We start from the raw sequence: 19,868 nt of genomic DNA, 5'->3' as shown, positions 1-19,868 counted from the left end.
GGCTCCCGGCAACAGAAAGTCAAGGAAATGGTTGATCATTCCGGCTGGCGTGTCGGGGTAGCTTCAGCCCCCGTCCACCACGGTGAGATCCTGCAAGGCGTTTTCACCGGCGACAGCGGGCTCACCCGAGGTCTCGTCACTCTTCCCTGCACCATTCACGCGACCCGCGCGACGTTCATCCCCGCCCCCGGCGACGAGGTCACCGTCACGCCGGAGTGGAAGGGCAAGGCACGGCGCGCGGCCGAACTCGCGGTCCGCGCCGTGACACCGCCGGGCGCCGAGCCGGCGGGCGGCCATCTGGACCTCACCGGCGACGTACCGCTGTGCCGGGGCTTCGGCTCGTCGACGAGTGACGTGCTCGCCGCGATCTGGGCGGTCAAGGACGCGTTCGTCAGCCCGCTGCCCCCGCAGGAGGTCGCCAGGATCGCGGTGCGCGCCGAGACCGCCTCCGACTCCCTCATGTTCGAGGAGTCCACCGTCCTGTTCGCCCAGCGCGAGGGCACGGTGATCGAGGACTTCGGCTACCGGATGCCGGCCCTGCGGATTCTCGGCTTCGGCTCCCGCCCCGAGGGCGGCGGGCGGGGCGTGGACACGCTGGCCCTCTCGCCGGCCCGCTACGGGCAGGACGACATCGACCTCTTCACCCGGCTGCAGGCGATGCTCCGGGAGGCCATCCAGATGAAGGACGTGGCCCTGCTGGGATCGGTGGCCACCGCCAGCACGGAGATCAACCAGCGCCATCTGCCGATCCCGGAGCTCGACCGCATCCGGGACATCGCGCGGACCACCGGAGCCGTCGGAATACAGGCGGCGCACAGCGGGGACATCGCCGGACTCCTCTTCGACCGGGACGACCCCGAGGTCGAGGCGCGGACCGACGTGGCCCAGGACCTCCTGCAAGAGCTCGGAATTCACGAGCAGTGGAACTACACAACGGGTGACTGACATGACGACGACGACTCTGCCCAAGGCTCACTCCTCGATCGTGGAGGCGACGGAGCTGCCCCGGATCATCCAGGTGAGCGACAACCTCTACGCGGCCGCCTTCAGCCTGATGAAGCTGCTGCCCGCCCGCTACATACTCGACCGCGCCGAGGCCGCCGGCCTGATCTCCCCCGGCACCCGGATCATCGAGACCTCCTCCGGCACCTTCGCCCTGGGCCTGGCCATGGTCTGCCGTCTGCGCGGCTACCCGCTGACCATCGTCGGGGACTCGGCCATCGACCGCGATCTGCGCACCCGGCTCGAAATGCTCGGCACGACCGTGGAGATCGTCGAGCACACCGGCCAGGCCGGCGGCATCCAGGGCGCCCGGCTCGCCCGCGTGGAGGAGCTGCGCCGCCAGGACCCCGAGGCCTTCGTGCCCGGCCAGTACGACAACCCCGACAACCCCGGCGCGTACGGCGTCGTCGCCGATCTGATCGGGGACACCGTCGGAGCCGTGGACTGCCTGGTGGGCCCGGTGGGTTCGGGCGGCTCCACCGGCGGACTCGCCGCCGCACTGCGGCAGACCGGCCCGGCACTGCACCTGGTCGGCGTGGACACCCAGGGCAGCATCATCTTCGGCAGCCCGGACGGTCCGCGCACACTGCGCGGACTCGGCAGCAGCATCCACCCGGGCAACGTCAGCCACAACGCCTACGACGAGGTCCACTGGGTGACCGCCCCCGAGGCGTTCCACGCGACCCACGAGCTCTACCGCGCGCACGGCCTGTTCATGGGCCCGACCAGCGGCGCGTCCTTCCAGGTGGCGTCCTGGTGGGCCGAGCAGAACCCGGAGAGCACCGTCGTGATGGTCCTCCCCGACGAGGGCTACCGCTACCAGTCCACCGTCTACAACGACACCTGGCTGAGCGAGCAGGGCATCGTCCCCGCCCCCGCCGCGGGCGGCCCCCGCACCGTCGAACACCCGCTGGACGCCACCGCCGCCTGGTCCCGGCTGCTGTGGGCCCGCCGCGGCTTCGACGACGTGGTGATGCCGGTGGTCGGCTCATGAGCGAGCGCCTGCTGCTCCTGGTGGAGAGCAACACCACCGGTACGGGACGGCTGTTCGCGCGGCGCGCGGCCGAACTGGGTGTGGTGCCGGTACTGCTCTGCGCGGACCCGGGCCGCTACCCGTACGCCGCGCAGGACCGGCTGCGGACGGTCGTCGTGGACACCTCCGACGAGTCCGCGCTGTGGGCGGCCGTCCGGGCGCTGGAGAACGAGGCCACCGTCGCGGGTGTGCTGACCAGCTCCGAGTACTACGTGCCCACCGCCGCCGCACTGGCCTACCGGCTCGGGCTGCCCGGCCCGTCGGCCGAGGCCGTGCGGGCCTGCCGCGACAAGGCCGAGCAGCGCCGGACCCTGACCGGCGCGGGCGTCGGCTCGGCGGACTTCGCCGTCGTCTCCGAGGTCGCCGGCGCGATCGACGCGGCCCTCGGCATCGGACTGCCCGTGGTGGTCAAACCCGTGCAGGGCTCGGGGAGTCTGGGCGTACGGCTCTGCGCGGACCTCGACGAGGTCGCCGAGCACGCCGGGACACTGCTGTCGGCCACCGTCAACGAGCGGGGCATCGCCGCACCGGGCCGGATCCTGGTCGAGGAGTACCTGACCGGGCCGGAGTTCTCCGTCGAGGTGTTCGGCACCGAAGCAGTCGTCACCGTCGCCAAACACGTCGGACCGCTGCCGGCCTTCGTCGAGACCGGGCACGACGTGCCGGCCGCGCTCCCCGGCGAGCAGGACATCGCCCTGCGCGAGACCGCGGTACGCGCGGTGCGGGCGCTCGGCCTCGGCTGGGGCGCCGCCCATGTCGAACTGCGGCTCACCGGCACCCGGACCGCCGAGGTCATCGAGGTCAACCCCCGGCTGGCCGGCGGCATGATCCCCGAACTGGTCCGCAGGGCCTGCGGGATCGACCTCGTACGAGCCCAGGTGCTGGCCGCGCTCGGCGCCGCTCCCGAACTGGAGCGCGGCGGATACGCCCGTGCCTCGATCCGGTTCCTCACCTGCGCGCGGGACGGCATCCTGGCGCCGCCCGCCGCACTGGAAGAAGCCGCGCACCGGGCCCGGACCGTACCGGGCACCGTCGAGGCGCTGCTCTACCGCGCCCCGGGCGAACCCGTCGGCCCCGCCGAGGACTTCCGGGGCCGCATCGGCCACGTCATCGCCGTGGCGGACCGCTCGGGACGGGCCGCGGAAGCCGCCGACCGGGCCGTCGCCCTGCTCGGCGAGGCCGTGTCCTACGCGGATCTGCACACAGAGGAGGCATACGCATGACCACAGCGCCCGCGCACGGCGTCGACACCGGCCGGCTCAAGGCCGCGCTCGACGCCGAGGCGCACCGCATCGTCTACGACCAGTACCTGCCGGACACCGCCGACGGACTCGGCGAGGAACTCCGCAGCATCAGCGAGGTCGACCGGGCCCACCTGATCATGCTCACCGAGCGTGGGATCGTCGACGCCGACCGGGCCGCGGCCCTGCTGCGCGCCATCGAGGAACTGCGTGGGCAGGACTTCGCACCGGTCCGCTCCAGGCCGATGCCGCGCGGCGTCTACCTCGCCTACGAGGGACACCTCATCGAGCAGCTGGGCGACCGGACCGGCGGCATCCTGCACACCGGCCGCTCGCGCAACGACCTCAACGCCACCACCACCCGGCTGAAGACCCGCGGCCCCTACCTGGCACTGCTCGACGCCGTCGACCGGCTCGCGGGGGTGCTCCTCGACCGGGCCGAGGCGTACCGGGACGTGGTCATGCCCGCCTACACCCACGGCCAGCCCGCCGTGCCGATCAGCTACGGCCACTACCTCGCCGGCGTCGCGGGCGCCGTACTGCGCGCGTACGAGGCACTGCTGGACGCCGGACGCCAGATCGACGTCAACCCGCTGGGAGCCGGCGCGATCGGCGGGACCTCCGTCCCCATCGACCCCCGGCGCACCGCCGAACTCCTCGGCTTCAGCTCCGCGGCGCCCAACTCCGTCGACGCCGTGGCCTCCCGCGACTTCGTCCTGGACCTGCTGTCGGCGTCCGCCGTCCTCGGCGTCGCGCTGGCGCGGGCCGGCCGGGACCTGAGCACCTGGACGTCGGAGGAGTTCGGGCTGCTGCGGGTGGGCGACACCCTCGTCGGGTCCAGCTCGATGATGCCGCAGAAGCGCAACCCGTTCCTCCTCGAACACATCCAGGGCCGGTCCGGTGCGAGCCTGGGCGCCTTCGTCGGCGCGGCGTCCGCGATGACCACCGGCGGCTACACCAACGCCATCGCGGTCGGCACCGAGGCCGTACGGCACCTGTGGCCCGGCCTCAGCGGCACCACCGACGCGGTGACGCTGCTGAGCCTGGTGGTCGCGGGCACCGAACCGGAGCGCGAGCGCATGACGGAGCGGGCCGTGGACGGCTTCACCTCGGCCACCTACCTGGCGGAGCGGCTCGTGCTGGACGGAATGCCGTTCAGAGCCGCACACCATCTGGTCGGTGAGACCGTGCTCGGCGCCCTGGACTCCGGCCGGTCGCTGGCGGACGCGGCCCGCTTCACCGCCGTCGACGACGGCGGACTGGCCCCCGACCGGGTGGCCGAGGCGTGCGCCCACGGCGGCGGACCCGGCTCCACGGCCGACGGGATACGCACGCTCGCCACCCGGCGGGACGTACTGAGAACAGAGCTGACCGGCCGGCGCACACGCTGGTCGGACGGGAACGCGCTGCTCACGCAGGCCGTACTCAGGGCGGTGACGTCATGAACGCCCGACTGACCGAGCGCGACAGCGACACGGAGCAGGAACCGCCGACGCGCGGCGGACTGCGCGCCAACCGCGATTTCCGGCTCCTGTGGATCGGTGAGACGACCAACCGCGTCGGCATCAACATCACCGCCGTCGCCATGCCCCTCGTGGCCACGGTGACGCTCAAGGAGAGCCTCTTCTCGGTGAGTCTGCTCGCCGCGGCCCCCTGGCTGCCCTGGCTGCTGATCGGCCTGCCGGCCGGCGCCTGGGTCGACCGGATGCGGCGACGGCCGATCATGCAGATCTGCAACCTGGTCCCGCTCGTGCTCCTGGCGAGCGTGCCGGTCGCCGGCTGGCTCGGAATCCTGACGCTGACCCAACTGCTGTTCGTGGCACTCATCAACGGGTTCGCCGCGGTGTTCTTCGGAATCTCGTACAAGGTCTACGTGCCCTCCATCGTCGGACCCGAGGACCTCCAGGAGGCCAACGCCAAGCTCCAGGGCAGCGAATCGGTCGCCCAGGTCGCGGGGCTGGGCGGGGGCGGTCTGCTGGCCCAGGTGTTCGGCGCCACCTCCGGACTCCTCGTCAACTCGGCGACGTTCCTCGTCTCCGCGCTCTGCCTGTCCGGCATCCGCAAGAAGGAGCCGATCCCGGAGAAACCCACCGAACGGCCGGCCCTGGTGCAGGACATCAAGGAGGGCCTCCGGTTCGCCTTCAAGGACCCCTACCTCCGCGTCCTCACCCTGTACGGCACCGTCACCAACCTGCTGCTCACGGCCGAGGCGGCGATCCTGCCCGTCTTCATCCTCCGCGGGCTCGGGGTACCGGAAGGCGCCACCGGATGGCTCCTCGCGTCGAGCAGCGTCGGCGGCATCCTCGGTGCCGCCAACGCGAAACGCCTGATCGCCCGGTTCGGCTCGGCCCGCGGACTGCTGGTCGCCACGGTCTTCAGCGCCCCGTTCGCCCTGCTCATCCCGCTGACCAACAAGAACTGGACCCTGTCCGCGCTGGTGGTCGGGAGCGCCGTGCTCTCGCTCGGCGTCGTGCTCGCCAACGTGATCCAGGGGGCGTTCCGCCAGCGCTACTGCCCGCCCCAGCTGCTCGGCCGCGTCTCGGCCAGCATCTCGGTCGCCAACTTCGGCGCCATCCCCATCGGTTCACTGCTCGGCGGAACCCTCGGCACCGTCCTCGGTATGCGGCCCACCCTGTGGCTGCTCACCGCCGGACTCGCCCTGACCCCGCTGCTCCTCCTGATCGGGCCGCTGCGCGGAAGGCGCGACCTGCCGGTCGCGCCGGCCACGCGGTGAGACCCGGCTCGCCTGTCACTCTCGTACGAACAGGAGAGACCCCGTGGAACAAACCCTGCCGTGGGTCGTTCGTGAGCTGCCACTCCCCGGCTCACTGGACCTCTGGCTCCTGAGGGTCTCGGATGTCCCCCTCGGCATCCTGGACGAACAGGTGCTCGACGCGACCGAGCGTCAACGTGCCGCCACCCTCATGCACGCCGCCGACCGAACCCGGTTCACGGCCGCGCATGTCGCCCTCCGCCGGCTGCTCGGCTCGTACCTGAGCCTGCGCCCCGAGGACGTCCACTTCGGCCGGGACACCTGCCCCTGCTGCGGCGGACCGCACGGCCGGCCCACCGTGGTCGACGCCGACGACCGGCTGTTCTTCTCCCTGTCCCACCGCGGCGATCTCGCCGTCGTCGGCACCGCGGCGGCCCCCATAGGGGTCGACGTGGAACTGGTGGGCGACGAGGAGGACACCGCGGAACTCGCCTCGATGCTGCACGTGGACGAGCAGGCCGAACTGGCCGCGCTCGGCCCCGCGGAACGGCCCGCGGCGCTGGCCCGGCTGTGGACCCGCAAGGAGGCCTACCTCAAGGGCCTCGGTACCGGTCTCGGCCGCGATCCCGCCCTCGACTACGTCGGCTCCGGCCGCCCCGAGGGCCCGTACCCGCCGTCCGGCTGGACCCTCCTCGACGTCCCGGTGGACCGGGGCTACGCGGCGGCGGTGGCGGTGCGCGGCGAGCTGAACGTGGAGGGGCCGCTCGTCAAGAGGCTCTCCGGCCTCGACGTCGTACGGCACGCCTGCGACGCCCTGCGGACGGCGGGGACGCCGCCCTGACCCGGCCCGGGGTCCGCCGGGTGCACCGTTGCGGTGATCACCCGGCGGCGGGCACGTACCACCCGGCCGCTCCCGCGGCTGCCGATCACCGAAACGTCCTCGACAACACTCCTACGGACTTTTGGAACTGACGATGTCAAACGCTGTGCAGCAGGCCCCCGCGGCCCTCCTCCCGCAAGTGCGGACCCGTACCACCGGGCAGCCGGACACCGGCGCCGAGCAGGTGACGGGCGCCCAGTCCCTCATCCGCGCTCTCGAAGAGGCCGGCGCGGACACCGTGTTCGGTATCCCGGGCGGCTGCATCCTTCCGGCGTACGACCCCCTGATGGACTCCACCCGGGTCCGTCATGTGCTGGTCCGCCACGAGCAGGGCGCCGGGCACGCGGCCACCGGATATGCCCAGGCCACCGGCAAGGTGGGGGTGTGCATGGCGACCTCCGGCCCAGGTGCCACCAATCTGGTGACCCCGATCGCGGACGCGCACATGGACTCCGTGCCGATGGTCGCGATCACCGGCCAGGTCCCCTCCAAGTCGATCGGCACGGACGCGTTCCAGGAGGCGGACATCGTCGGCATCACCATGCCGATCACCAAGCACAACTTCCTGGTCACCAACCCCGACGACATCCCCCGGACGATCGCGGAGGCCTTCCACATCGCCTCCACCGGCCGCCCGGGACCGGTACTCATCGACATCACCAAGGACGCCCTCCAGGCGGCCACCACCTTCCAGTGGCCGCCGGTGCTGGAACTGTCCGGATACCGCCCGGTCACCAAGCCGCACCCCAAGCAGATCCGCGAGGCCGCCCGGCTCATCGCCGCGGCCCGCCGACCGGTCCTGTACGTCGGCGGCGGAGTGCTCAAGGCGCGCGCCACCGACGAACTGCGCACCCTGGCCGAACTGACCGGGGCGCCCGTCGTCACCACCCTGATGGCGCTCGGCGCCTTCCCCGGCAGCCACCCGCAGCACGTGGGAATGCCCGGTATGCACGGGGACGTCGCGGCGGTCGCCGCGCTCCAGAAGGCCGACCTGATCGTCGCGCTCGGCGCCCGGTTCGACGACCGGGTCACCGGGAAGCTGGACGGCTTCGCCCCGCACGCCAAGGTCGTCCACGCCGACATCGACCCGGCGGAGATCGGCAAGAACCGGCTCGCGGACGTTCCGATCGTCGGCGACGCCCGCGAGGTGCTCGCCGCCCTGGCCGCCGCCGTGCGCGATGAGCGGGACGAGGGGAACGCCGGCGACTACGCCGACTGGTGGCGGGACCTGGACCGCTGGCGGAGCACCTACCGGCGCGGCTACGAACTCCCCGCGGACCCGGGGCTGCTCTCCCCGCAGCAGGTCATCGAACGCATCGGCCAACTCGCCCCGGAGGGAACGCTGTTCGCCTCCGGAGTGGGCCAGCACCAGATGTGGGCGGCGCAGTTCCTCCCGCACGAGGAACCCGGCACCTGGTTCAACTCGGGCGGCGCGGGGACGATGGGGTACGCGGTGCCGGCGGCGATGGGTGCCAAGGCCGGGATGCCGGACCGTACGGTCTGGGCGATCGACGGCGACGGCTGCTTCCAGATGACCAATCAGGAGCTCACCACCTGCGCGCTGAACAACATCCCGATCAAGGTCGCGATCATCAACAACGGCGCGCTCGGGATGGTCCGCCAGTGGCAGAGCCTCTTCTACGGCGCCCGCTTCTCCAACACGGTGCTGCACGACGGCGCCACCAACGCCACCACCGGCTCGACCCGCGGAGTGGGATCCACCACCAACCGCGGCACCCGGGTCCCGGACTTCGTACAGCTCTCCGAGGCGATGGGCTGTGTGGGCCTGCGCTGCGAGAACCCGTACGAGCTCGACGCGATCATCGACAAGGCCAACGCGATCAACGACCGCCCCGTCGTGGTGGACTTCATCGTCCACGAGGACGCGATGGTGTGGCCGATGGTCCCTGCCGGCACCTCCAACGACGACATCATGGCCGCACGCGACGTACGCCCCGACTTCGGCGACTCCGCGGACGACTGAGAGGACCTCCCGACATGTCCCAGCACACGCTCTCCGTCCTGGTCGAGAACACGCCCGGCATCCTCGCCCGGGTCGCCGCCCTGTTCTCGCGCCGCGGCTTCAACATCGACTCGCTCGCCGTCGGCACGACCGAGCACCCCGATCTCTCCCGCATCACCATCGTCGTCAGGGTCGACCACGAACTCGCCCTGGAGCAGGTGACGAAGCAGCTCAACAAGCTGGTCAACGTCCTGAAGATCGTCGAGCTGGAGGCCGACTCCGCCGTCCAGCGCGAACTGGTCCTGGTGAAGGTGAGCGCCGACAACGGCTCCCGCTCCCAGATCGTCCAGATCGGCGAGCTGTTCCGGGCCAGGACGGTGGACGTCTCGCCCGACGCCGTCACCCTGGAGGCGACCGGCTCCGGCGACAAGCTCGACGCGATGCTCAGGATGCTCGCGGCCTTCGGCATCAAGGAGCTCGTCCAGTCCGGCGCGATCGCGATCGGCCGCGGCTCCCGGGCCCTGGCCGACCGCACCGCGCGAGAGGCCCGGCCGATCCGCCTGACCCCGGCCGGCACCGCCACCGCGGCACGCGCGCAGAGCGCGTAGTACGCCCGTCTTCCCCTCTTCCGTCCGCACACCCTCACATCCCAGGAACCAAGGAGAACTCCCCATGCCCGCCGAGCTGTTCTACGACGACGATGCCGACCTGTCCATCATCCAGGGCCGCAAGGTCGCGGTCCTTGGTTACGGCAGCCAGGGCCACGCCCACGCGCTGTCGCTGCGCGACTCGGGTGTCGACGTCCGTGTCGGTCTGCACGAGGGTTCGAAGTCCAGGGCGAAGGCCGAGGAGCAGGGCCTGCGTGTGGTGACTCCGGCCGAGGCGTCCGCCGAGGCCGACGTCATCATGATCCTGGTTCCGGACCCGATCCAGGCCCAGGTCTACGAGGAGTCCGTCAAGGACAACCTCAAGGACGGCGACGCGCTGTTCTTCGGCCACGGCCTGAACATCCGCTTCGACTTCATCAAGCCGCCGGCCAATGTCGACGTCTGCATGGTCGCCCCGAAGGGCCCGGGTCACCTGGTCCGGCGTCAGTACGAGGAGGGCCGCGGCGTTCCGTGCATCGTGGCCGTCGAGCAGGACGCGACGGGCAAGGGCCTGGAGCTGGCCCTGTCGTACGCCAAGGGCATCGGTGGCACCCGCGCGGGTGTCATCAAGACGACGTTCACGGAGGAGACCGAGACCGATCTCTTCGGTGAGCAGGCCGTTCTCTGCGGTGGTACCGCCGCTCTGGTGAAGGCCGGGTTCGAGACGCTGACGGAGGCCGGTTACCAGCCGGAGATCGCGTACTTCGAGTGCCTGCACGAGCTGAAGCTGATCGTGGACCTCATGTACGAGGGCGGTCTGGACAAGATGCGCTGGTCGATCTCGGAGACCGCGGAGTGGGGCGACTACGTCACCGGCCCGCGCATCATCACGGCCGACACCAAGGCCGAGATGAAGAAGGTCCTGGCGGAGATCCAGGACGGCACCTTCGCCAAGGCCTGGATGGCGGAGTACCACAACGGTCTGCCCAAGTACAACGAGTACAAGAAGGCCGACAGCGACCACCTGCTGGAGACCACCGGCCGCGAGCTCCGCAAGCTCATGAGCTGGGTCGACGACGACGACGCGTAACAGCACTCCGGCCGTCGGACGTCCGGCCCCCGGTGCGCACAGGCGCCCGCGGGGACCGGACGCCGCGCTGTCCGGGGCCGGAGTCCGCTCCGGTGGCTCAGGCGGTCTCGATGAGCAGATCGCCCGCCTCGACCTGCTGGACCCGGCCGATCGCGAGGCGTCGCACCACCCCGGCGGCCTGGGCGGTGATCGAGGCCTCCATCTTCATCGCCTCGATGGTGGCGACGGTCTGGCCGGCCGACACCGAAGCACCCTCCTCCACCTTGAGGGTGACGACCCCGGCGAACGGCGCCGCGACATGGCCCGCGTTGCCGCGGTCCGCCTTCTCGGCGGCCTTGACCTCGGTGGCGACGGACCGGTCCCGCACCGACACCGGGCGCAACTGCCCGTTGAGGGTGGCCAGTACGCTGCGGAACCCGCGCTCGTCGGCCTCGGAGATGGCCTCCAGCTCGATCAGCAGAGTGACACCGGGTTCGAGCGTGACCGTGTGCTCGGTCTCCGTCTCCAGCCCGTACAGGAAGTCACGGGTGGGCAGGACCGAGGTGTCCCCGTACGTCTCGCGGTGCGCCTCGAACTCCTTCGTCGGGCCGGGGAACAGCAGCCGGTTCAGCGTCGCCCGCGGCGAGTCCCGCAGACCCTCACGGTCCTCGTCCGACAACCGCGGCGTCTCGGACTTCGCCGGGCGGCCCTGGAGCGCGCGGGTACGGAACGGCTCGGGCCAGCCGCCGGGCGGGTCGCCCAGCTCGCCGCGCAGGAACCCGATCACGGAGTCCGGCACGTCGAACTTGCCCGGGTCGGCCTCGAAGTCCGCCGCCTCCACCCCGGCGCCCACCAGATGCAGCGCCAGGTCACCGACGACCTTCGACGACGGCGTCACCTTCACCAGCCGGCCGAGCATGCGGTCGGCCGCGGCGTAGCAGTCCTCGATGAGTTCGAAGCGGTCGCCCAGGCCGAGGGCGATGGCCTGCTGGCGCAGGTTGGACAGCTGGCCGCCGGGGATCTCGTGGTGGTAGATCCGGCCGGTGGGCGAGGCGAGTCCGGACTCGAAGGGGGCGTAGACCTTGCGGGTCGCCTCCCAGTAGGGCTCCAGATCGCCGACGGCCTGCAGGGAGAGGCCCGTCGCGCGCTCGGTGTGGTCGGTGGCGGCCACCAGCGCGGACAGCGGGGGCTGGCTGGTGGTGCCCGCCATGGAGGCGACCGCCGCGTCCACCGCGTCCACGCCCGCGTCGATGGCGGCGATCAGGGTGCCGAGCTGCCCGCCGGCCGTGTCGTGGGTGTGCAGGTGGACCGGCAGGTCGAACCGCTCGCGCAGCGCGGTGACGAGGGTACGGGCGGCGGGCGGGCGCAGCAGCCCGGCCATGTCCTTGATGGCGAGCACATGGGCGCCCGCGTCCACGATCTGTTCGGCCAGACGCAGGTAGTAGTCCAGGGTGTACAGGGTCTCGCCGGGGTCGGAGAGGTCCGCGGTGTAGCAGAGCGCCACTTCCGCGACCGAGGTGCCGGTGGCGCGTACGGCGTCGATCGCCGGACGCATCTGGGACACGTCGTTGAGGGCGTCGAAGATCCGGAAGATGTCCATTCCGGCGGTCGCGGCCTCGGCGACGAACGCCTCGGTGACCTCGGTGGGGTAGGGCGTGTAGCCGACCGTGTTGCGGCCGCGCAGCAGCATCTGGGTACAGATGTTGGGCACGGCCTCCCGGATCTTCACCAGCCGCTCCCACGGGTCCTCTGCGAGGAAGCGCAGCGCCACGTCGTAGGTGGCGCCTCCCCAGCATTCGAGGCTCAGCAGCTCCGGCGCGGTCCGGGCGACGTGCGGTGCGACGGCGAGCAGGTCCCGGGTCCTCACCCGGGTGGCCAGCAGCGACTGGTGGGCGTCGCGGAACGTCGTGTCGGTGACGGCGACGGCCGACTGGGCGCGCAGCTCGGCGGCGAAGGCCTCTGGGCCGAGGGCCGCGAGGCGCTGGCGTGAACCGTCCGGCGGTGTCCCGGCCGGCAGGACCGGCAGCTTGTCCGCCGGGTCGATGACGGAGGGACGGGGGCCGTACGGCCGGTTGACGGTGGTCTCGGCGAGGTAGCCGAGCATCCGGCTGCCGCGGTCGGCCGAGGGACGGGCCCGGATCAGCTCCGGGTGTTCCTCGATGAAACTCGTCGTGATGTGTCCCGCCCGGAAGTCGGGCTGGTCCAGCACCGCGCCCAGGAACGGCAGGTTGGTCGCCACGCCCCGGATGCGGAACTCCGCGATGGCCCGGCGCGCCCTGCGGGCCGCGTTGGTGAAGTCGTGTCCGTGGCAGGTGAGTTTGACGAGCATCGAGTCGAAGTGGGCGGACACCTCCGCGCCGGTGTGGACGGTGCCGCCGTCCAGCCGCACCCCGGGCCCGCCGGGGGAGCGGTAGGCGGAGATGGTGCCGGTGTCCGGCCGGAAGCCGTTGGCCGGGTCCTCGGTGGTGATGCGGCACTGCATCGCGGTGCCGTTGAGGGTGATGTCGTCCTGGGTGAGGTGCAGTTCGGGCAGTGTCATGCCCGCCGCGATGCGGAGCTGGGCGATCACCAGGTCGCGGCCGGTGACCTGCTCGGTCACGGTGTGCTCGACCTGGATGCGCGGGTTCATCTCGATGAAGACGTGGTTGCCGCGCTCGTCTACGAGGAACTCGACCGTGCCCGCGTTCACGTAGCCGATGTGGTGGGCGAAGGCGACGGCGTCGGCGCAGATCCGGTCCCGCAGCTCCGGGTCGAGGTTCGGGGCGGGCGCGATCTCGACGACCTTCTGGTGGCGGCGCTGGAGCGAGCAGTCCCGCTCGTACAGGTGCACGACGTTGCCCTCGGCGTCGGCGAGGATCTGCACCTCGATGTGACGGGGGTTGATCACCGCCTGCTCCAGGAAGACCGTCGCGTCGCCGAAGGACGAGCGTGCCTCGCGCATGGCCGCGTCGATCGACTCGCGCAGCTCGCCGGCCTCGGCGACCCGGCGCATGCCGCGCCCGCCGCCGCCCGCGACGGCCTTGACGAAGACCGGGAAGCCGATGTCGTCGGCGGCGGCGACGAGCGCGTCGACGTCCTCGGAGGGTTCGGAGGACTTCAGGACCGGTACGCCGGCCTCCCGGGCGGCGGCGACCGCCCGGGACTTGTTCCCGGTCAGGTTCAGCACCGAGGCCGGGGGGCCGACGAACGTGATGCCGGCCGCGGAGCACGCGGCCGCCAGGTCCGGGTTCTCCGACAGGAAGCCGTAGCCCGGGTAGATCGCGTCGGCGCCCGCCTTCCGGGCGGCCTTGATGATCTCGTCGACCGAGAGGTAGGCGCGCACGGGATGGCCGGTCTCACCGATCCGGTAGGCCTCGTCGGCCTTGGCCCGGTGGAGGGAGTTGCGGTCCTCGTGGGGATACACGGCCACCGTGGAGATCCCGAGCTCGAACGCCGCGCGGAACGCGCGGATCGCGATCTCGCCACGGTTGGCGACCAATACCTTGTCGAACATCAAACTCCCCAGTCATGTCACGAGCGCGTGGCGTCAGGACGGGCGATGTCGCACGAGTACGCCGGTCGGCGTCCCGCGGTCACTCGGCGGCGGCGGACTGCTCCGTGGTTTCTCGGGCCCGAAGCGTTCGACACCGTACCGGAGACCTACCCAGAGATCGCGGACACAGAGGATGGTCTGCGTCACGTGGGGCGGACCCGGGGATTTCCCGGTTCATGACGGTTCGTCGGCAATCGGCCGGCTGTCCGGCTCGGAGGCGTCCGGCCGTGCGGCGGCGGAGGTCCGCGGGGTGGTGGTGCCCCGCGCGTCGAAAAGAGGGTGCGCGCATCTCTTCACTGGGCTCGGGGGGCGCTGTTACATTCCGGAAAACAAGAATTCATTTCAGTCTGTGACTGGAGGCTCCCATGACGGCTGTCCATGAGGCTCTCGACGTACATGTGCCGGACCGTCGCGAGCTGCCACCGTCGATGGTCGAGCGGGTGACGCTGATCATGGACGTCTTCGAGGGCCGGACCGCCCGGCTGTCACTGGAGGAAGTGGCCAGGTCCACGCGGCTTCCCCGGTCGACGGCGCACCGGATACTCGACCAGCTCGTACGGCTGCGCTGGCTCGAACACACCGGACTCGGCTACGGGCTCGGCCGCCGCGCCCTCGGCCTCGGCGGCGGGGACGGGGCGCACAGCAGGATCCGCGAGGCCGCCGCCGCCCGGCTGCACCACCTGCAGATCAAGACCGGCCTGGTCGTCCATCTGGCCGTCCTGGACGGTGCGGAAGTGCACTACCTCGACAAGGTCGGCGGCCGCTTCGCCGCGGCGGTCCCGTCCCGTGTCGGCGGCCGGGCCCCCGCTCACTCGACCGCGCTCGGCAAGGCCATGCTGGCCTGGCTCGAACCGGAGGACGTCGAGACCAGGGCGGCCGGTGCCATCGGCCGCCTGACCCGGCACACCATCTCCGACCTCGGCACCCTCCACCAGGAACTCAACCGCATCCGGCGCCGTCACGGCCTCGCCTTCGAACGCGGCGAGTGCTTCCCCGACATCGCCTGTGTCGCCACCGCCGTGCGCGGCCCCGAGGGCCCGGTCGCGGCGATCTCACTGGTGGGGGACGCCCTGTCCCCGCTGGAGAAGGTTGCCCCGCTGGTCGTGGACGCGGCCCGGCAGGTGTCCCGCGAACTGTTCCCCGAGCAGGAGGCGCCGGTCAGGGGGGCGCGGCGCGCGGCGGCCGTGCCGGAGGAGACCTGGTCCCCGCAGGCCATGGACCGGCTGCTGGCCGCGGGACAGTACGGCGACTGGCAGTAGAGCGCGGACGGCCTCCTGCCGGCGGACCGCGGCCACCGGCAGGAGGGCCCGTATACGAAGGGGGGGCGCCTCACCCCCAGGGGGCGCCCCAGCCCCACGGGTCGGGGACCGCGGCCACCGGGCCCCCGACGCCGAAGCCGCCGCGGAAGAAGAGCATCGGCCGCTGGTCGGTGACGGTCTCCAGAGCGAGGACCCGGCCCACCACCACATCGTGGTCGCCCGCACCGCGCACGTCCTGGACATCGGCGTGCACCCGGGTCAGGACCCCGGGCAGCGACGGCGTTCCCCAGCGGGACACCTCCCAGTCCAGCCCCTCGAACTTGCGGCCCCGGGCCGACCCGAACCGGCCGCAGAGATCCGACTGTTCCTCGGCCAGGATGTTCACGGCGAACCGGCCGGACTCCCTGATCCTCGGCCACGTACGCCCCCGGTGGTCGGCGCAGAACAGCACCAGGGCCGGTTCGAGCGACACGGACGCGAACGACTGGCAGGCGAAGCCGGCCGGTTCACCGTCCCGGCCGATGCCCGTCACCACCGTGACCCCCGAGGCGAAGGTCCCCATGGTGCGCCGCATCCGCAGGGGTGTCGGCTCGGTCTCCTCACAGGCCTCGGTCGCGGACAGGGACTCTGCGGTCATCGGACTCACCTCGACGGGGACGGTGCGGTGGTGTGCCCGGGACCGGGCAGGGGGCCGAAGCTAGGACACCGGCCGCGCCCGCCGGGAACGCGCTCCCGATCAGTGGAACGCCGTCGGCCGCCGGGCCCTTGAGGCCGTCGGCGGCCCCGTGACCGTACGCATCCCGCTGACCGAGACGGCCGCCGCGCCCTCCCGCGGGGCGTGGCTACCGTCCAGGAACTGTTCACGCGGCACTCACGGCCGCCCAGGGCCGGCGGCGGCCCGGACCCACCCGAACACCGAGGCCAATTGAGGCAGGGATGATGACGGAGCTGAGCCACGACTCCACATTGCGCGAGCTCACGACCGATCAGGGCGTGTTGCGCTACCACGAGGCCGGCGAGGGCCCGCCCCTGCTCCTGTTGCACGGATCCGGCCCCGGGGTCACGGGCTGGCGCAACTACCGGCACAACCTGGCCGCGTTCGCGGGGCACTTCCGCTGCCTCGTCCTGGAGTTCCCCGGATTCGGGGTCAGCGACCCGGCCGGCGGCCACCCCATGGCGACGGCCGCCGCCTCCGTGACCCGGTTCCTGGACGGGCTCGGCCTCCAGCAGACCGACATCGTCGGCAACTCCATGGGCGGCATCGTCGGCACCAGGTTCGCCCTCGCCCACCCGGACCGGGTGCGCCGCCTCGTCACGATCGGCGGCATCGGCCGGAATCTGTTCAGCCCGGGGCCCGGCGAAGGCATCAAGCTGCTCACGGAGTTCACCGACGCACCGTCCCGTGAACGCCTGGTCCGCTGGCTGAACTCCATGGTGCACGACCCGTCCCTGGTCACCGAGGAACTCATCGAGGAGCGGTGGGCGCAGGCCACCGACCCGGAGACGCTCGCCAGTGCCCGGCTGATGTACGGCAGCGAGGCGTTCGCCGCACGGGCCGCCGACGCCGCCGCGTCCGACGAGCCACCGTACTGGGCCATGCTGCACCGGCTCCGGGCGAAGACCCTGCTCACCTGGGGCCGCGACGACCGGGTCAGCCCGGTCGACATGTCGATCCTGCCGATGCGCACCATTCCGGACGCGGAACTGCACGTCTTCCCCGACTGTGGGCACTGGGTGATGATCGAACAGAAGGCCGCCTGGGAGAGCGCGGTCCTCGCCTTCCTCACCCGTGAGGACGCGGCGTGAGCGCCGGGGCCCGGGAAGCCTGGGACGAGGAGTTCGACTTCGTCGTGGTCGGCAGCGGCGGGGGCGGCATGGCCGCCGCACTGACCGCGGCCGACAGCGGCCTGACCACCGTCGTCGTCGAGAAGGGCGCGATGTACGGCGGCACGACCGGGATCTCCGGCGGCGGCATCTGGATCCCCAACAACCCGACCCTGCGGGCCAGGGGCCACGACGACAGCCGGGCCTCCGTGCGCCGCTACCTCGACCGGCTCACCGGTGACCGGGTACCGGGCGCCCGCCTCGACGCCTACGTCGACCAGGGGCCGGCCGCGATGGAACTGCTCGGCAGGAGCCGCTGGATGCGCTTCTTCTGGGTCAAGGGCTACGCCGACTACCACCCCGAGTACGAGGGCGGCCGCCCGCTCGGCCGGTCCGTCGAGGCGCTGCCCTTCGACACCCGCAAGCTCGGCGAGGACGAGAGGCACCAGCGGCCCAACAGCCTCAAGGGCCCGCTCGGACTGTGGATCACCGCGAAGGACTACCGGGACCTCGCCATGGTCAAGCGGACCTGGCGCGGCCGCTGGGCCTCCGTGATCGCCGCCTGGCGCGTCTCGTCCAACACGGTCCGCCGCCGCCACATGGCGACCGGCGGCCGGGCGCTCGTCGCACGGATGCGCATGGCCCTCAAGGAGGCCGGCGTCCCCGTGTGGCTGCGCAGCCCGATGACCGGGCTCGTCACCGACCCGAGCGGCAGGGTCACCGGAGTCGTCGTCGAACGGGACGGCGGCGCCGTGCGGGTCGGCGCCAGGCACGGCGTCCTCCTCGCCACCGGCGGCTTCGACCACAACCAGGAGATGCGCGAGAAGTACCTGCCGGAGGGCGGCCGGGACAACCACAGCGCCGGAGCCGTCGAGAACGTCGGCGACGGCATCGTCGCCGGTAAGGAACTCGGCGCCGCCCTCGACTTCATGGACGACGCCTGGTGGATGCCGTCCGTGCACCACCCGTCCGGTGCGACGATCCCGCTGGTCTCCGAGCGGTGCATCCCCCCGTCGGTGATCGTCTCCGGCGACGGCCGGCGCTTCACCAACGAGTCCTCGCCGTACGTGAACTTCGTCCACGACCAGATCGAGGGCGGGCACACGCCCGCGTGGTTCGTGATGGACGCCAAGGCCCGCGCCCGCTACCCGTTCGCCCAGATCCTCCCCGGCATGCCGTTCCCCAGGGCGTTCTACGAGAACGGCACCGTGCACCGCGCGGACAGCATCGCCGCGCTCGCCCGGAGTATCGGCGTCCCCGCGGACACCCTCGCCGCGACCGTCGAACGGTTCAACGGCTTCGCCCGGACCGGCCGGGACACCGACTTCGGGCGCGGCGACAGCGCCTACGACCGCTACTACGGCGACCCGACGATGAAGAACCCCAACCTCGACGAGATCGTCAAGGCCCCCTACTACGCGATCCGGATCGAGGTCGGCGACCTCGGCACCAAGGGCGGACTCGTCTGCGACGAGCACAGCCAGGTCCTGCGCGAGGACGGTTCGGCCATCACCGGGCTGTACGCCACCGGCAACACCTCCGCGTCCGTGATGGCCAACGAGTACGCGGGACCGGGCGCCACCATCGGCCCGTCCATCGTGTTCGGCTACATCGCGGCCCGGCACGCGGCCGCCGCCCGCGCCGCCTCGTCCGCCGGGGCCGGCACCACCGGGGGCGCGCCATGAGACCCGCTCCGCTGACCGTGCGCGTCGTCCAGGTGATCCGGGAGACGGCCGACGCGCACTCGCTGGTCCTGGAGCCCGCGGACGGGGAACGGGCCCGGTTCACGTACCGGCCCGGCCAGTTCCTCACCGTCCGGGTGCCCTCGGAGCGCCCCGGCGGAGCCGCCCGCTGCTACTCGCTGTGCAGCTCCCCGGCGCGCGACGAGCACCTGAAGGTGACCGTCAAGCGCACCGTCGGGGGGTACGCCTCGCACTGGATCTGCGACCACGTCACCGAGGGCGACACCCTGGAGGTGCTGCGGCCCGCGGGCACCTTCACCCCCGACTCGCTCGACGGCGACTTCCTGCTGTGCGCCGCGGGCAGCGGCATCACCCCGGTGATGTCGATCCTCGTCTCCGCCCTGCACGCCGGGACGGGCGCGGTCACCCTCCTCTACGCCAACCGCGACGAGCGGTCCGTCATCTTCCGCGACGAACTGGCCGCGCTGGCCGAGGAGTACGGCGACCGGCTCACCGTCCTGCACTGGCTGGAGTCCGTCCAGGGCCGGCCCACCGCATCCGGCCTGCGAGCCCTCGCCAGCCCCTACGCCGGGCGCCCGGCCTTCGTCTGCGGGCCCGGCCCCTTCATGGACCTGGCGACCGGAGCGCTCACCGGGCTGGGAGTACCACCGGACCGGATCACCGTGGAGCGCTTCACCTCACTGACCGGCGACCCGTTCGCGGAACGCGGGCCCGCGCCGGAGCCGGAGGGGGCCGGGCCCGCCGGCACGGCGGAGGTGGAGCTGGACGGAGTGCGCCACACCGTCCGATGGCCGCGGGACACCCCGCTGCTCGACGTACTGCTCGCCGCCGGACTGGACGCGCCGTACTCCTGCCGGGAGGGCAACTGCAGCGCCTGCGCCTGCCTCCTCACCGAGGGCGAGGTGGCCATGGAACGCAACGAGGTCCTCGACGCGACCGACCTCGCCGACGGCCTGATCCTCGCCTGCCAGGCGCGCCCGCTCAGCGACCGGCTGAAGGCCACCTACGACGGCTGAGCCACCCCCTCCCGCATCTGTTCCCCGTTCCCACTCGACCCGGATG

15 protein-coding genes are annotated in these 19,868 nt (G+C 71.8%); 13 read left to right on the top strand and 2 right to left on the bottom strand.

Annotation, left to right across the window (positions count from 1 at the left end):
• Nucleotides 1–27 precede the first annotated feature (27 nt).
• The 9 genes from ACIQM0_RS11290 to ilvC all read left to right on the top strand — a co-directional run bounded on the left by ACIQM0_RS11290 (nt 28) and on the right by ilvC (nt 10,509).
• Entirely contained in the window at nt 28–945 is a 918-nt protein-coding gene (locus tag ACIQM0_RS11290) for a kinase (RefSeq protein ID WP_385039905.1), read from the top strand.
• Nucleotide 946: 1 nt separating this feature from the next.
• Nucleotides 947–1,996 (top strand): PLP-dependent cysteine synthase family protein, encoded by a 1,050-nt coding sequence (locus ACIQM0_RS11285; protein WP_385355373.1) that lies wholly within the window; start codon nt 947–949, stop codon nt 1,994–1,996.
• Nucleotides 1,993–3,258 (top strand): ATP-grasp domain-containing protein, encoded by a 1,266-nt coding sequence (locus ACIQM0_RS11280; protein WP_401285745.1) that lies wholly within the window; start codon nt 1,993–1,995, stop codon nt 3,256–3,258. Before ACIQM0_RS11285 ends, ACIQM0_RS11280 begins: the two co-directional genes overlap by 4 nt.
• Complete coding sequence (gene argH / locus ACIQM0_RS11275; RefSeq protein WP_401285744.1) at nt 3,255–4,721, top strand: argininosuccinate lyase; 1,467 nt, start codon at nt 3,255–3,257, stop codon at nt 4,719–4,721. Before ACIQM0_RS11280 ends, argH begins: the two co-directional genes overlap by 4 nt.
• Nucleotides 4,718–6,010, top strand: coding sequence for an MFS transporter (locus ACIQM0_RS11270; RefSeq protein ID WP_401285743.1), 1,293 nt, complete (start codon nt 4,718–4,720; stop codon nt 6,008–6,010). The genes argH and ACIQM0_RS11270 overlap by 4 nt, the downstream gene beginning before the upstream one ends.
• A 43-nt stretch (nt 6,011–6,053) precedes the next feature.
• Nucleotides 6,054–6,830 (top strand): 4'-phosphopantetheinyl transferase family protein, encoded by a 777-nt coding sequence (locus ACIQM0_RS11265; RefSeq protein ID WP_401285742.1) that lies wholly within the window; start codon nt 6,054–6,056, stop codon nt 6,828–6,830.
• Nucleotides 6,831–6,963: 133 nt separating this feature from the next.
• Nucleotides 6,964–8,853 carry an acetolactate synthase large subunit gene (locus ACIQM0_RS11260; RefSeq protein WP_401285741.1) on the top strand — a complete coding sequence of 630 codons (1,890 nt, stop codon included), beginning with the start codon at nt 6,964–6,966 and terminating at the stop codon, nt 8,851–8,853.
• 14 nt (nt 8,854–8,867) lie between these two features.
• Nucleotides 8,868–9,440: an acetolactate synthase small subunit gene (ilvN, locus tag ACIQM0_RS11255; RefSeq protein WP_401285740.1), complete on the top strand. Its 573-nt coding sequence runs from the start codon at nt 8,868–8,870 to the stop codon at nt 9,438–9,440.
• A 64-nt stretch (nt 9,441–9,504) separates the two neighbouring features.
• Nucleotides 9,505–10,509, top strand: a complete 1,005-nt coding sequence (gene ilvC, locus ACIQM0_RS11250; protein ID WP_401285739.1) for a ketol-acid reductoisomerase — start codon at nt 9,505–9,507, stop codon at nt 10,507–10,509.
• A gap of 97 nt (nt 10,510–10,606) precedes the next feature.
• Here ilvC and ACIQM0_RS11245 read toward each other — a convergent pair whose 3' ends face one another.
• Nucleotides 10,607–13,981, bottom strand: coding sequence for a pyruvate carboxylase (locus ACIQM0_RS11245; RefSeq protein WP_401285738.1), 3,375 nt, complete (start codon nt 13,979–13,981; stop codon nt 10,607–10,609).
• Nucleotides 13,982–14,448: 467 nt separating this feature from the next.
• On the opposite strand from ACIQM0_RS11245, the gene ACIQM0_RS11240 reads away from it, so the two are divergent.
• Nucleotides 14,449–15,279 (top strand): IclR family transcriptional regulator, encoded by an 831-nt coding sequence (locus ACIQM0_RS11240; RefSeq protein ID WP_385039621.1) that lies wholly within the window; start codon nt 14,449–14,451, stop codon nt 15,277–15,279.
• Nucleotides 15,280–15,349: 70 nt separating this feature from the next.
• On the opposite strand, the gene ACIQM0_RS11235 is transcribed toward ACIQM0_RS11240, so the two are convergent.
• The gene (locus tag ACIQM0_RS11235; protein WP_401285737.1) at nt 15,350–15,916 is read right to left on the bottom strand and encodes a flavin reductase family protein; all 567 of its coding nucleotides are present in this window, start codon (nt 15,914–15,916) and stop codon (nt 15,350–15,352) included.
• Nucleotides 15,917–16,215: 299 nt separating this feature from the next.
• On the opposite strand from ACIQM0_RS11235, the gene ACIQM0_RS11230 reads away from it, so the two are divergent.
• From ACIQM0_RS11230 to ACIQM0_RS11220, 3 genes are read left to right on the top strand one after another with little or no spacing between them, the layout of a single operon-like run.
• On the top strand, nt 16,216–17,085 hold the full coding sequence (locus ACIQM0_RS11230) for an alpha/beta fold hydrolase (protein WP_401285736.1): 870 nt from the start codon (nt 16,216–16,218) through the stop codon (nt 17,083–17,085).
• A complete protein-coding gene (locus ACIQM0_RS11225; RefSeq protein ID WP_401285735.1) occupies nt 17,082–18,788 on the top strand; it encodes an FAD-binding protein in 1,707 nt (568 codons plus the stop codon). Before ACIQM0_RS11230 ends, ACIQM0_RS11225 begins: the two co-directional genes overlap by 4 nt.
• Nucleotides 18,785–19,822, top strand: a complete 1,038-nt coding sequence (locus ACIQM0_RS11220) for a 2Fe-2S iron-sulfur cluster-binding protein (RefSeq protein WP_401285734.1) — start codon at nt 18,785–18,787, stop codon at nt 19,820–19,822. Before ACIQM0_RS11225 ends, ACIQM0_RS11220 begins: the two co-directional genes overlap by 4 nt.
• Nucleotides 19,823–19,868 lie beyond the last annotated feature (46 nt).

The sequence above is a fragment of the Streptomyces sp. NPDC091387 genome (assembly GCF_044756945.1).
Taxonomy (GTDB): domain Bacteria; phylum Actinomycetota; class Actinomycetes; order Streptomycetales; family Streptomycetaceae; genus Streptomyces.
The sequence above is the reverse complement of the archived record's forward strand: the minus strand, read 5'-3'. Positions and strand labels throughout refer to the sequence as shown.

What these genes read in the sequence shown, in the direction of transcription:
- ACIQM0_RS11290 (WP_385039905.1), top strand. Translation starts at nt 28, where the DNA reads ATGGTTGATCATTCCGGCTGGCGTGTCGGGGTAGCTTCAGCCCCCGTC.
- ACIQM0_RS11285 (WP_385355373.1), top strand. Translation starts at nt 947, where the DNA reads ATGACGACGACGACTCTGCCCAAGGCTCACTCCTCGATCGTGGAGGCG.
- ACIQM0_RS11280 (WP_401285745.1), top strand. Translation starts at nt 1,993, where the DNA reads ATGAGCGAGCGCCTGCTGCTCCTGGTGGAGAGCAACACCACCGGTACG.
- argH (WP_401285744.1), top strand. Translation starts at nt 3,255, where the DNA reads ATGACCACAGCGCCCGCGCACGGCGTCGACACCGGCCGGCTCAAGGCC.
- ACIQM0_RS11270 (WP_401285743.1), top strand. Translation starts at nt 4,718, where the DNA reads ATGAACGCCCGACTGACCGAGCGCGACAGCGACACGGAGCAGGAACCG.
- ACIQM0_RS11260 (WP_401285741.1), top strand. Translation starts at nt 6,964, where the DNA reads ATGTCAAACGCTGTGCAGCAGGCCCCCGCGGCCCTCCTCCCGCAAGTG.
- ilvN (WP_401285740.1), top strand. Translation starts at nt 8,868, where the DNA reads ATGTCCCAGCACACGCTCTCCGTCCTGGTCGAGAACACGCCCGGCATC.
- ilvC (WP_401285739.1), top strand. Translation starts at nt 9,505, where the DNA reads ATGCCCGCCGAGCTGTTCTACGACGACGATGCCGACCTGTCCATCATC.
- ACIQM0_RS11245 (WP_401285738.1), bottom strand. Translation starts at nt 13,981, where the DNA reads ATGTTCGACAAGGTATTGGTCGCCAACCGTGGCGAGATCGCGATCCGC.
- ACIQM0_RS11240 (WP_385039621.1), top strand. Translation starts at nt 14,449, where the DNA reads ATGGTCGAGCGGGTGACGCTGATCATGGACGTCTTCGAGGGCCGGACC.
- ACIQM0_RS11235 (WP_401285737.1), bottom strand. Translation starts at nt 15,916, where the DNA reads ATGACCGCAGAGTCCCTGTCCGCGACCGAGGCCTGTGAGGAGACCGAG.
- ACIQM0_RS11230 (WP_401285736.1), top strand. Translation starts at nt 16,216, where the DNA reads ATGATGACGGAGCTGAGCCACGACTCCACATTGCGCGAGCTCACGACC.
- ACIQM0_RS11220 (WP_401285734.1), top strand. Translation starts at nt 18,785, where the DNA reads ATGAGACCCGCTCCGCTGACCGTGCGCGTCGTCCAGGTGATCCGGGAG.